Source organism: Streptomyces sp. PA03-1a (assembly GCF_033792805.1).
Lineage (GTDB): Bacteria > Actinomycetota > Actinomycetes > Streptomycetales > Streptomycetaceae > Actinacidiphila.
This window is the reverse complement of the sequence record NZ_JARAVO010000275.1, coordinates 1-11,987: the sequence shown is the minus strand read 5'-3', so window position 1 is coordinate 11,987 and position 11,987 is coordinate 1. Positions and strand designations below refer to the sequence as shown.

Sequence of the window (11,987 nt, the reverse complement as noted above, 5' to 3'; positions counted from 1 at the left end):
CACGAAGGAGCCGTCCCGTGCTGAAATCCGCCGTCAGAGCCCTCGCCGCGGCCCCCGCCGTCCTCGCGATGGCTGCCACCGCCGTCGTCGCCACCGGCGGCTCCGCGAGCGCCGCCGCCAACCCCGGCCCCGGCTTCCCCGCCCACTATGCCGCGCCCTACGTCGAGACCTGGAACTCGCCCTCGGCGATGACGAACGCCCGTAACGCGACGGGCCTGAAGTACTTCACCCTCGCCTTCGTCATCGACGGCGGCGGCTGCAACGCCATGTTCAACGGCGACACGCCCGTCACCGACGCCGGCTGGACCTCCGCGGTCAACTCCCTGCGGGCCGCCGGCGGCGACGTCATCGTCTCCTTCGGCGGTGCCTCCGGCACCGAGGTCGGCCTCTCCTGTACGACCGTGTCCGCGCTCAAGGCCCAGTACAAGAAGGTCGTCGACGCCCTCAACCTCACCCGCGTCGACCTGGACGTCGAGGGCAGCGCGATCGCCAACACCGCGGCGAACGACCGCCGCAACAAGGCGCTCGCCCAGCTCCAGCAGGAGTACGCGGCCGCCGGGCGCAAGCTCGACGTCCAGTACACCCTGCCGTCCATGCCGAACGGCCTGGACGACAACGGGACGAAGCTGCTCTCCAACGCCAAGAGCAACGGGCTGAACGTCAACCTCGTCAACATCATGACGATGGACTACTACGACGGGACCCGCGACATGGGCAAGGCGGCCACCGACGCCGCCACCGCCCTGCGCGGCCAGCTCGGCGCCATCTGGCCGGAGAAGTCCGACGCCCAGCTGTGGGCGATGGAGGGCAACACCCCGATGATCGGGGTCAACGACGACACCAGCGAGATCTTCACCACCGGCAACGCCGCCACGCTCGCCAACTTCGCCCAGTCCAAGGGCATCCAGGAGCTCGCCTTCTGGGCGCTCGGCCGCGACAAGGCCTGCGCCACCAACGGGCAGCTCTCCGACAGCTGCAGCGGGACCCCGCAGAGCGCCTGGCAGTTCTCCTCCGTCTTCAACACCGTGACCGGCGGCGGCACGACCCCGCCGCCCACCGGATCCACCGGCCAGATCACCGGCCTCGGCGGCAAGTGCGTCGACATCGCCGCCGCGAGCAGCGCCAACGGCACCGCCGTCCAGATGTACGACTGCAACGGCACCACCGCGCAGCAGTGGACGGTGGGCAGTGACGGCACGCTGCGCGCCCTCGGCAAGTGCATGGACCTCACCGCCGCCGGCACCGCCAACGGCACCAAGGTCCAGCTGTACGACTGCAACGGCACCGGCGCCCAGGTCTGGCAGCGCGGCAGCGGGGACACCCTGGTCAACCCCGCCTCCGGCAAGTGCCTGGACGTCACCGACAAGTCCACCGCCAACGGCGCCCGGCTGCAGATCTGGACCTGCGCGGGCGGCACCAACCAGCAGTTCCACCTCCCGGCCTGACGGCCCCACCGCCGCCGCCCGGCGCACCGCGCGACCGCGGTGCGCCGGGCGGCCGCATGCCAGGATCGGTGCGTGACCGACGACCAGGCACCCGTGACCGCCGACGCCCTCCGCGAGCGCATGCGCTCCGCGCCCGTCCTCGGCGGACCCCTCCCGTCCTTCGACCCCGCGACCGCCGGACCCGAACCCGGGCCGCTGTTCGCCCGCTGGCTGGCGTACGCCCTCGACGACGGCGTCCCGGAACCGCACGTCATGACCCTCAGCACGGCGGACGCCGCCGGCCGGCCCTCGGCACGGGTGCTCATGCTGCGCGGCGTCGACCTCGACCGTCCCGCTTTCGACTTCGCCTCGGACGCGGCCAGCCGCAAGGGCCGCGACCTGGCGGACCGCCCCCACGCCGCGCTCACCTGGTACTGGCCGCGGCACGGCCGGCAGATCCGGGTGACCGGGCCGGTCGAGACCCTGGACCGCGCCACCGCCCGCCGCGACTTCCTCGGCCGCCGCGAGGCCTCCCGGATCGCCGGCTTCACGGGCGTGATGAGCGCCCCGATGCAGGGGCGCGCCGCCTACGAGGAGGCCCGGCGCCGGGCCACCGGGCACGTGGCCGCCCACCCCGACGACGTGCCCGAGGGCCACACCGTCTACCGGCTCGTCGCCGACGAGGCCGAGTTCTGGCAGGCCGCCCCCGCCCAGGGCCACGTCCGCCTCCGCTACACCCGCGACCCCGCCGCCCCCGGCGGCTGGACACGAGGACTGCTCTGGCCCTGAGGCCTCACGGCAGGTGCCGCACCCCCGGCGGGCCGGAAGCGGTGCGGACGCGGGCGGCGTCCCGGCCCGGCGGGGCGCCGAACAGTCGGCGGTACTCGCGGTTGAACTGGGTGGGGCTGGCGTAGCCGACGACATGGCCGACGCCCGCGACGTCCTCGGGCCGGGCCACGAGGAGCGAGCGGGCCTCCTGGAGGCGGATGCGTTTCTGGAACTGCAGGGGGCTCATGGTCGTCACGGCGCGGAAGTGCCGGTGGAAGGCGGAGGGGCTCATGCCGGCGAGACGGGCGAGGTCCTCGATCCGCAGGGGCTCGGCGTAGTGGTCACGGATCCAGTGGATGGACCGGCTGACCTGGGACAGGCCGCTGTCGGCCAGGCCGATCTGACGGACCATGGCGCCGTGGGGGCCGGTGAGCAGCCGCCAGAGGATCTCCCGTTCGATCATCGGGGCGAGCACGGGGGCGTCCGCGGGGTGGTCGAGCAGCCGCAGCAGCCGCACGACGGCGTCGAGGAGGTCGGGTCCGGCCTCACCGGTCGCGATCGCGGGCGGGGCGGACGCGGCTCGGGCCCGGCGCCCGGGCGGTGCCTCCAGCAGCAGCGGGGCGATGGCGGCCGCGCGCAGGACCAGCCCCATGCCCAGCGCGGGGTGCCGCGGGCTCATGTCCACGTAGTGGCCGGTGACCGGCAGGACCGCGGTGACCACGAGGTACTGCCCCGCCCGGTAGTCGTGCACCTCGTCGCCGAGCAGCAGGCGCTTGCCGCCCCGGGCCATGACGACCAGCAGCGGTTCGGTCAGCGAGTAGTCGGGCGGGGCGGTCGCCACCCGCGAGAGCAGCAGCCCGTCGATGGGCGTCCGCAGGTCGGGCCGGGCGTGGGTCGAGATGAGGCCGCGGACCTCGTCCAGGAGGTCGGAAGGGGTGCGCACACCTCACCGAACCATCCCCTCCAGAGGCCCGGCAAGCCCGATCGGGGCGAAGTCGGCAGGATCGGGCAAGAGCCCGCGAGGATCGGTCTACCCCGCCGGAGCCGTCTCCCGTTGCATGGAGTGGACAGATTCCGACGCACAAGGGAGCACGTCCATGCCGCTCGACCACTATGTCACCCTCGGCCGATCGGGGCTGCGGGTCAGCCCGTTCGCGCTCGGCGCGATGACCTTCGGCGAGGACCCCGGCGGCGCCGGGTGCAGCGTCGAGGAGTCGGAGAAGATCCTGGCGACCTACCTGGACCGCGGCGGGAACTTCATCGACACCGCGAACTTCTACACCAACGGCCACTCGGAGCGGATCCTCGGCGACTGGTTCGCCGCCCACCCCGGGCGGCGCGAGCACGTGGTGCTGGCGTCGAAGTTCTTCACCAACCTCTTCCCCGGCGACCCCAACGGCGGCGGCGCGGGCCGCGGTTCGATCGTCGCCCAGCTCGACGAGACCCTGCGCCGCCTGCGTACCGACCACCTGGACCTGTACTGGCTGCACAACTGGGACCGGCACACCCCGATCGAGGAGACGATGCGCACCCTCGACGACCTGGTGCGCGCGGGCAAGATCCGCTACATCGGCTTCTCCAACACCCCCGCCTGGCTGACCGCGCAGGCCCAGACCACCGCGCTGCTGAAGGGCTGGACCCCGCTGATCGCGCTGCAGGTCGAGTACTCGCTGCTGGCCCGCACCGTGGAGGGCGAACTCGCCCCGCTCGCCCTCGACCAGGGCATGGCGCTCGTGCCGTGGAGCCCGCTGAAGAACGGCTTCCTGTCCGGCAAGTACCGGCGCGGCGGCGCGGTCGCCGACTCCGCCCGCACCTCGTTCGTGGGCGGTCCCGGGGAGGACGAGTACCCCGTGATCGAGGAGGTCGCCGCCGTCGCCGACGAGCTGGGGACCACCTCGGCGGCGGTGTCCCTGGCGTGGCTGCGCGCCCGCGAGGGCACCGTCGTGCCGATCGTCGGCGCGCGGCGACTGGAGCACCTCGAGGACAACCTCGCGGGCCTCGAGACGGTCCTCGCCCCGGAGCACCTGCGGCGGCTGGACGAGGTGTCGGCCCCGGTGCTGGGCTATCCGGCGCCCCTGCACGGCGAGTTGCAGGCGATGCTGCAGTTCGCGGGCACCACGGTCGACGGCCGGGCGTCCTCGGTGTACCCGCCGCTGCTGCAGAGCGACGTCCGCTACTGAACCGCCCGCGGCGCCCGGCCCGGGGCCGGTCCTGGGGACGGCGTCATCCCTGAGGAGGACGCGGCGCACGGGGGTGCCCGTCCAGCGCAGGACGGCGGAATGGGACCGTGCGGCGATGCCGCCCGGGCGTGCCGTCTGATGGGGTGGACCGCGTGCACTGGAACGATTCGCGGCTCGGCGCCGAGCTGCGCACCGTGACCGCCGCCGCCCGGCGGCGCGCCACGAGGGACGGGGACCGGCAGGTCGACACCGCGCACCTCCTGCACTCCCTCCTCGAGGCCGACCCGCGGGCGCGGGAAGCCGTGGACGGTGCGGCGGGCGCGGCCGGTACGACGGGTGCCGCCGCCGGTGGCGGGCGGGTGGCGCGCGTCCTCGGCTACCTCGCGCAGCGCAGCATCGGCTACGGCATCGCCTGGCGGGACGCGGTCGAGGACCCGGGCGCCGGAAGCGTGCTCACCGCCGTGGACGCACCCGGCTGGAGCCCGGCCGCCGCCGCGGCCCTGCGCGCGGCCGCCGTCCGCGCCGGGGAGCGGGACGCGCCGCGGGCCGACGGCACCGACCTGCTCGCCGCGCTCGTCGCCGACCGGGGGAGCCGGGCGGCGCAGGTGCTGAGGTCGGCGGGGGTCGAACCGGAGGTCCTGGCCGGGCGCCCGCACCCGCCACGTACCGAGGGCGACAGTCGCCACAGGGATGACGGTCCTGTCGCGAGCTGACATCATGGCCCGATGCATGTGTCTCAGGGGAGGAACGCCGGGCTCTGGCTCGCGCTGGTGTCCGCGTTCGCGTTCGGCGGTTCGGGGGTGGCGGCCAAGCCGCTGATCGAGGCGGGGCTCGACCCGCTGCACGTGGTGTGGTTGCGCGTCACCGGCGCCACACTCGTCATGCTCCCCGTGGTGCTGCGGCACCGGGCGCTCCTGCTGCGCCGCCCCGGTCTGCTGCTCGGCTTCGGCCTGCTCGGCGTCGCCGGCGTCCAGACGCTCTACTTCGCGGCGATCTCCCGCATCCCGGTCGGCGTCGCGATCCTCGTGGAGTTCCTCGGTCCCGCGCTGCTGCTCGGCTGGGTGCGCTTCGTCCAGCGCAAGGCGGTCAGCAAGGCCGCGGCGATCGGTGTCGTGCTCGCCGTCGGCGGCATGGCCGCGGTGGTCGAGGTGTGGTCCGGGCTCGCCTTCGACCCGCTGGGCCTGGCGCTCGCCTTCGGCGCCGCCTGCTGCCAGGTCAGCTACTTCGTCCTGGCCGACCACGGCAGCGAAGGCGACGACGCGCCGGACCCGGTCGCCGTCATCGCCTACGGCCTGGCCATCGGCGCCGTCGTGCTCACAGCGGTCTCCCGCCCCTGGTCGATGGACTGGTCGGTGCTCACCCGGCAGGCGGCGCTCGGCGAGACCGACGTGCCCGCGGTCCTGCTCGTCGGCTGGGTCGTGCTGGTGGCCACCGTGCTGGCCTACCTGACCGGCGTGGTCGCCGTACGACGGCTGTCGCCGCAGGTGGCCGGAGTCGTGGCCTGCCTGGAGGCGGTGGTCGGCACCGTCTTCGCGTGGGTGCTGCTGGGCGAGCACCTCGCCCTGCCGCAGGTCATCGGCGGAACGCTCGTACTGGCGGGCGCCTTCGTCGCCCAGACCGCCAAGAAGCAGGGCACGACCACGGTCGTCGCCTCCGGCACCCCGGCCGACACGGAGGCCGCCGCGTCCGCGACGCAACCCGCGTAACGCTCCCGCCGGCTGCGGCGCCGCCCTGCGGGGTCTCGGGTAGGTGGTCGTCGCGGCGACGCGCCGCTGCTGAGGACCAGCACGACCGTCCGGGACACCTGCGCGGCCTGTGTCGCCCCCGTCCGGGTCGCTAGGCGCGCCGGCCCCTTGGCCCGGCCACGTCCCGTGGGGTCCGGGGGTGTTCCAGCCGCCGGGCCGCCGGGGCCGTCACCAGTGTGGCGCTGGTCCGCGTGCCGCGGACAGCGTTGGCGCGGCGTGGTCCGCCGGAGTCACCGGTAGGTGGTTGTCGCTCGTCGTCGCGGCCACGCGCCGCGGGCGGCCGGGGCGTTCTGCCCGCGGGGGTCCGGCACCGGCGGTCGCGTTGGTCCGCGTGCCGCACGCTGGTGTCGGGGGCGCGGCCCCGCTGGCGCGGCGGCCGGGTCCGCCCCCGGCACAGCGTGATCGTCCCCGACCGGATCGTCAGGCGCGCTGCCGCACCGGGCCGGCACGCCAGGTCGGTCCGCCCGGTCCGGTAGCGGCGGTCGCGCTCGTCGGTTCGTCCCAGGCTGTGGCCCGCGGGCCGTGGAGAGCGTCCGACCCGCCAGGCCGGGAGGCCGCGGCGGTCGTGGTGCCCGCGGTGCCGTGCGCCGACGGCGCTCCTCCGTCCATGCTTCCGCAATCACCCCTACAACCATTCCTCCCCACGGCGTGTCAAAGACCGTGCCGGAGAAGGAAACGGGCTCTTTCCGGACACCCCCGCACCGCCCGGTCGTTCTTGAGCGAAGGAGCCGTTCATGCGCAAGAACCGCTCGGCTGCGGTCACCGCGGCGTCGTTTCTCCTCATCACGGGCGCGGCCATCGCCACCGCGCCCGCCTCCGTCGCCGGGACCCCCGGCGGCACCCATGCAAGTGACCGCAACCGGGACTTCAACGGCGACGGGTACGAGGACGTGCTGACCGGCGCGCCCGGCGCCACCGTGGGCGGGCGTTCCGGCGCCGGTGCCGTCACCGTGCAGTACGGCGGGCCCAAGGGGGTCACCACCAGCGCCAAGGTCTTCAGCCAGAACACCTCCGGCGTGCCCGGCGCCGCCGAGACCGGCGACGCCTTCGGCCAGGCCGTGGCCAGCGGGGACCTCGACGGGGACGGGTACGACGACGCCGTCGTCGGCATCCCCGGCGAGGACCTGGGCGGCGTCGGCGCCGACGCGGGCGGCGTCGTGGTCCTGTGGGGCTCGGCGAAGGGGCTGTCCGGCGCCGCGAGCGACTGGCTGCAGTCCGTCAGCGCCATGAAGGGTGACCGGTTCGGCAGCGCCCTGGCCGCCGGGCACTTCACCACCTACGTCCCGGGTGACCTGCTCGCCGTGATCGACAAGGTGGGGCTGTCGATCTTCCAGTACGAGTCCGTGCCGCAGGCCGCCGCCCGCAAGGGCGGGGACGCGGGGACCTTCACGCCCTTCAAGGACCGGCGGCGCACGCCGCTCGCCCGGCAGGCGGAAGGGCCCGGCATCGCACCCACCTCGCTGACGACCGGCGACTACGACGACAACGGCCTGGCCGACCTCGTGGTCTCCGGCCTCAGCCTGGGCGACGAGCCGGGCTACGGCTGGTCGTACGTCCTCCTCAGCGACGACATCGATCCGCTGCCCGTCACCGCCCTGCGCGGCGGCCCCGTCGTCGCCTCCGGCGACGTCAACGGCGACGGCTTCGACGACCTGGTGACCGGGGAGCCGCACAGCCCCGACGACGGCGGCGCGTCGATGACCGGCGGCATGGTCGGCGTCTACTACGGCAGCCCGGACGGGCCGGTCGGGCAGGAGGGTCCGGGGAGCCCGCCCGTGTGGTGGACCCAGGACGACGCCGGCGTGCCGGGTGTCTCGGAGCGCGGTGACGGCTTCGGCTCGGACCTCTCCGTCGGGGACGTCAACCGCGACGGGTACGCGGACGTCGCGATCGGCGCCTCAGGCGAGGACATCGGCAGCGTCGCCGACGCCGGAGCCGTGTGGGTGCTGCGCGGTTCGGCCGGGGGCCTGACCACCGCCGGTGTCCTGGACGTCAGCCAGAACACGGCGGGCGTCCCGGGCGCCGCCGAGAAGGCCGACAAGTTCGGTGCCCAGGTCTCCTTCACCGACCCCAACCGCGACGGCTACTTCGGTCTGCTCGTCGCGGCCCCGGGCGAGAACACCAACGACGGTGTGGTGTGGGTGCTCTCGGCGGGCGCCGGCGGCCTGAAGCTGCCGGGGAGCTGGACGTACGGCGGCGGCTCGCTCGGTGCCCCGTCCCAGAACGCCCGGTTCGGCGCGGCGATCGACGACTAGCCGCGCTGCCCGATGCGGCGCAACTGCTGGGTCCGGGCGGCGTCGTCGCCCGGACCGTTGCGCTCGGCCAGCAGCCCGCTGACCCGCCACTGGGTCTCGCGCGGGCGGTTCCCGCCGAACTTGAACTTGGCGCGCACGTCGGTGACCTCCAGCCGCAGCCCGCGGATCCCGGGCAGCATCCGGCCGAACGGCGCCTGGCCGGGGACGACGGGGGCGTGGTCGCCGCGCGGCTGGAAGTGGGCGAGCTGCCGGTGGAGCAGGTCCGCCTTCTCCTGCGGGTCGTCCACGAGGTGGGCCACGCACAGCAGTTGCACGGCGGCGTAGTAGCTGGTGGGCGTCCCGTGCTCGGGCGGGGTGCCCTCGGGGGCGTGCCAGGGGCCGGGGATGAAGGTGTAGTCGTCGACGACGCTGAGCGTCACCTGGGGGTGGGCCTCGATCGCGGCCCACAGCGGGTTCGGCCGGGCGAGGTGGGTGACCGCCTCGCGCCGTACGGCGTCGTAGGCGAAGTGCAGCGGCTGGACGAACGGGGGCGCGCCGTCGAGTCCGTTGACCGCGAGCTGGCCGAAGTCGCGCGCGGCCAGCCAGTCCTGCCACTCGGCCTCGTCGAGGGCGGCGTCCCAGGGGTGGACGAGCATGCGCGGGGCTCCTTTCAGCGCGCGGTGAGGTAGCCGGGGACGGTGATCGACGGGTCGAGGTCGTCGGCGGGTTCGGGCGTCCCGTAGGAGCGGGTCACCGGCAGCACGCCCGTCCAGTGGGGGAGCGCCAGGTCCTCGGGGTCGTCGCCGGGGCCGCCGGTGCGCACCTTGGCCGAGACCTCGTGCAGGTCGAGGGCGATGACGGCGGTGGCGGCCAGTTCCCTGGCGTTGGCGGGGCGGGAGTCGGCGGCGCGGCCGGGCACGATGTGGTCGACGAGGGCGTCCAGGGCCGCGGAGCGCTCGGCGGGGTCGGTGACCTGGCGGGCCACGCCGTGCACCACCACGGAGCGGTAGTTGATCGAGTGGTGGAAGGCGGACCGGGCCAGCACGAGCCCGTCCAGGTGCGTCACGGTCAGGCAGACCGGGAGCCCGGTGTCCTCGCCGGCGCCGCGCAGCGGACGGGAGCCGGTGGAGCCGTGCACGTAGAGTCGCTCGCCGACGCGCGCGTAGAGGGTCGGCAGCACGACCGGTGCCCCGTCGCGGACGAAGCCGAGGTGGCAGAGGTAGTCCGCGTCGAGGATCGCGTGCACCAGGTCGCGGTCGTACGAGGCGCGCTCGCGGCTGCGGGTCGGGACCGTGAGGTCGGTGGGAGCGTACGCATCGGCAGCGGAGGGCGTGGCGGACATGGCGCGATCCTTTGCACTAGTGCATAATGCTTTTTGTGCTAGGAGAGTACACGTTCACCGGTCGGGGCGCAGCGGACATCGCGGCGAGCGTCGAACGGGCCATCGGGGAGGGCGCGCTCGCGCCCGGCGCCGCGCTGCCGCCGCTGCGGGAGCTCGCCGCCGGACTCGGCGTCAACCCCAACACCGTCGCGGCCGCCTACCGCCTGCTGCGCGACCGCGGCGTCATCGAGACGGCGGGCCGGCGCGGCAGCCGGGTGCGCCGGCGTCCGGCGACCACCGCGCGGGACGAGATCCGCCTGGAGGTGCCGCCCGGGGTGCGGGACCTGTCCACGGGCAACCCGGACTCCGCCCTGCTGCCCCCGCTCGGGGAGGCGCTGGCCGAGGCGGCCGCCCGCAACGCGCGGCAGCCCACGCTGTACGGGCGGTCCCCGGTCGAGGAGGAGCTCGCCGCGCTCGCGCGTGCCGCCTTCGACGCCGACGGGGTGCCGGCCGGCCCGGTCGGCCTCACCTCCGGTTCGCTCGACGCCATGGAGCGCGCGCTCACCGCCCACCTGCGGCCGGGGGACGCGGTGGCGGTGGAGGACCCCGGCTGGGGCAGCGTCTTCGACCTCGTCCCCGCCCTGGGGCTGCGCGCGGTCCCGGTCGGCGTGGACGACGACGGCCCGCTGCCGCACGACGTGGACGCCGCCCTGCGGCAGGGCGCGCGGGCGCTGATCGTCACCGACCGCGGCCAGAACCCGACCGGGGCCACGCTCTCCGCGGCGCGCGCCGGCGAACTGCGCGCCGTCCTGAGCGGCCACCCGCAGGTGCTCGTCATCGACGACGACCATGTGAACGGCCTGACCGAGCTGCCGCTGCACCCGCTCGCCGGGAGCACCCCGCACTGGATGCTGGTCCGCTCGACCGCCAAGGCCTACGGCCCCGACCTGCGCCTGGCCGTCCTCACCGGCGACCCGGTCACGCTCGACCGGGTCCGCGGCCGCTACCGGCTCGGGCCCGGCTGGGTCAGCCATCTGCTGCAGCACACCGTCGCCCACCTCTGGCGCACCGGAGCGGTCGACGTCCCGGCCGTCTCCGCCGCGTACGCCGCGCGCCGCGACGCGCTGGTGCGGGCGCTGGCCGACCGCGGCGTCCCCGCGCACGGCCGCAGCGGCATGAACGTCTGGGTCCCGGTGCCCGACGAGACCGGGGCGGTCGCCCGGCTCCTGCAGGCGGGCTGGGCGGTCGCGCCCGGCGCGCGCTTCCGCCTGGACTCCCCGCCGGGCATCCGCATCACCGTCTCCCCGGTCGCGGCGGACGAGGTCCCGGCCCTGGCCGACGCCGTCGCCGCCGCCGTCCGGCCGCACCGCGCCGGGCGCTTCGGCTGACGGGGGCGCGGGCCGGAGGGGGTCAGGCCGCCGGACGGCGCTGGGTCAGCGCCGCGCCGGCGAGCACGACGAGGGCGCCGACCGGCTCGTTCCACGTCAGGTGCTCGTCCAGCAGGGCGACACCGGCCGCGGTCGCGATGACCGGGATCAGGTAGGTGACCATCGTGGCGATGGTCGGGCCCTTCTCCGCGACGATCCCGTACTGCAGGAGGAAGGCGATCCCGGTGCCCAGCGCGCCCAGCGCCACGACCGACAGTGTCGGCCAGAGCGGGAACGAGCCCGGCGTGGAGGTGAACAGCGGGGTCAGCACGGCCAGTTGGACGGTGCCGAGCAGCAGCTGTGCGGAGGACATCGACAGCGCCGAGTTGCCGCTGCCGCTCAGGGTGCGGCGCACGTAGATCCACCCCACCGCGTAGCTCGCGGAGGCGCCCAGCGCCATCGCGGTGCCCGCCGGATCCGTCCCGGAGAAGCCCTGCCAGGCGCCGAGGACGGTCAGCACGCCGACGAAGCCGATGCCGACCCCCGCGACCCGCTGCCGGGTCGGCTTGTCGTCCGAGAGCGCCACCACCGACAGCACCATGCTCCACAGCGGGGTCGTGGCGTTGCAGATCCCCGCGAGCGTGGAGGGGATGGTGAGCTCCGCGTACGCGAAGAGTGTGAACGGCAGCGTGTTCAGCAGCAGCGCGGCGACCGCCATGTGCCCCCAGGTGCGGGCGCCGCGCGGCATCCGTTCCCGCTTCACGGCGAAGGCGGCGGCCAGCACGGCGGTGCCGAAGACCATGCGGCCGAGCGCGACCTGCAGCGGGGCGTACGCCTCGGTGCCCACCTTGATGAACAGGAAGCTGAAGCCCCAGATGAGCGCGAGCACGGCCCAGCTGACGCGCCAGTCCACGACGGGGCGGCGGCGCGCGGTGACCGATGGGGCGG

The 11,987-nt window shown here is 74.8% G+C and carries 11 protein-coding genes; 7 read left to right on the top strand and 4 right to left on the bottom strand.

The features are described from left to right. The first annotated feature begins 17 nt into the window (after positions 1 to 17). Both PV341_RS39180 and PV341_RS39175 read left to right on the top strand, forming a co-directional pair. Positions 18 to 1,445: an RICIN domain-containing protein gene (locus PV341_RS39180; protein ID WP_500325147.1), complete on the top strand. Its 1,428-nt coding sequence runs from the start codon at positions 18 to 20 to the stop codon at positions 1,443 to 1,445. 72 nt (positions 1,446 to 1,517) lie between these two features. After that, positions 1,518 to 2,213: a pyridoxine/pyridoxamine 5'-phosphate oxidase gene (locus tag PV341_RS39175; RefSeq protein WP_500325145.1), complete on the top strand. Its 696-nt coding sequence runs from the start codon at positions 1,518 to 1,520 to the stop codon at positions 2,211 to 2,213. 4 nt (positions 2,214 to 2,217) lie between these two features. Here the strand turns inward: PV341_RS39175 and PV341_RS39170 are convergent, their stop codons facing one another. Continuing rightward, positions 2,218 to 3,135, bottom strand: coding sequence for an AraC family transcriptional regulator (locus PV341_RS39170; RefSeq protein ID WP_500325143.1), 918 nt, complete (start codon positions 3,133 to 3,135; stop codon positions 2,218 to 2,220). A 154-nt stretch (positions 3,136 to 3,289) separates the two neighbouring features. Between PV341_RS39170 and PV341_RS39165 the strand changes: the two genes are divergently transcribed. From PV341_RS39165 to PV341_RS39150, 4 genes are all read left to right on the top strand, one after another. Further along, positions 3,290 to 4,372, top strand: coding sequence for an aldo/keto reductase (locus PV341_RS39165; RefSeq protein WP_500325141.1), 1,083 nt, complete (start codon positions 3,290 to 3,292; stop codon positions 4,370 to 4,372). A 152-nt stretch (positions 4,373 to 4,524) separates the two neighbouring features. After that, entirely contained in the window at positions 4,525 to 5,085 is a 561-nt protein-coding gene (locus tag PV341_RS39160) for a peptidase (protein ID WP_500325139.1), read from the top strand. Between the two features lie 12 nt (positions 5,086 to 5,097). Then, complete coding sequence (locus tag PV341_RS39155; RefSeq protein WP_500325137.1) at positions 5,098 to 6,078, top strand: EamA family transporter; 981 nt, start codon at positions 5,098 to 5,100, stop codon at positions 6,076 to 6,078. A gap of 773 nt (positions 6,079 to 6,851) precedes the next feature. Next, positions 6,852 to 8,372 (top strand): FG-GAP repeat protein, encoded by a 1,521-nt coding sequence (locus PV341_RS39150; protein WP_500360289.1) that lies wholly within the window; start codon positions 6,852 to 6,854, stop codon positions 8,370 to 8,372. Here the strand turns inward: PV341_RS39150 and PV341_RS39145 are convergent. Both PV341_RS39145 and PV341_RS39140 read right to left on the bottom strand, forming a co-directional pair. Continuing rightward, the gene (locus PV341_RS39145) at positions 8,369 to 9,007 is read right to left on the bottom strand and encodes an FMN-binding negative transcriptional regulator (RefSeq protein ID WP_500360288.1); all 639 of its coding nucleotides are present in this window, start codon (positions 9,005 to 9,007) and stop codon (positions 8,369 to 8,371) included. The genes PV341_RS39150 and PV341_RS39145 overlap by 4 nt on opposite strands. Positions 9,008 to 9,021: 14 nt before the next feature. Then, a complete protein-coding gene (locus PV341_RS39140; RefSeq protein WP_500325131.1) occupies positions 9,022 to 9,693 on the bottom strand; it encodes a pyridoxamine 5'-phosphate oxidase family protein in 672 nt (223 codons plus the stop codon). Between the two features lie 35 nt (positions 9,694 to 9,728). Here PV341_RS39140 and PV341_RS39135 point away from each other — a divergent pair, with 35 nt between their 5' ends. Continuing rightward, positions 9,729 to 11,060 (top strand): aminotransferase class I/II-fold pyridoxal phosphate-dependent enzyme, encoded by a 1,332-nt coding sequence (locus PV341_RS39135; protein ID WP_500325130.1) that lies wholly within the window; start codon positions 9,729 to 9,731, stop codon positions 11,058 to 11,060. Positions 11,061 to 11,082: 22 nt separating this feature from the next. Here PV341_RS39135 and PV341_RS39130 read toward each other — a convergent pair. After that, positions 11,083 to 11,987, bottom strand: a 905-nt coding sequence (locus PV341_RS39130) for a DMT family transporter (protein ID WP_500360287.1), incomplete at its 5' end; no start/stop codon positions are given.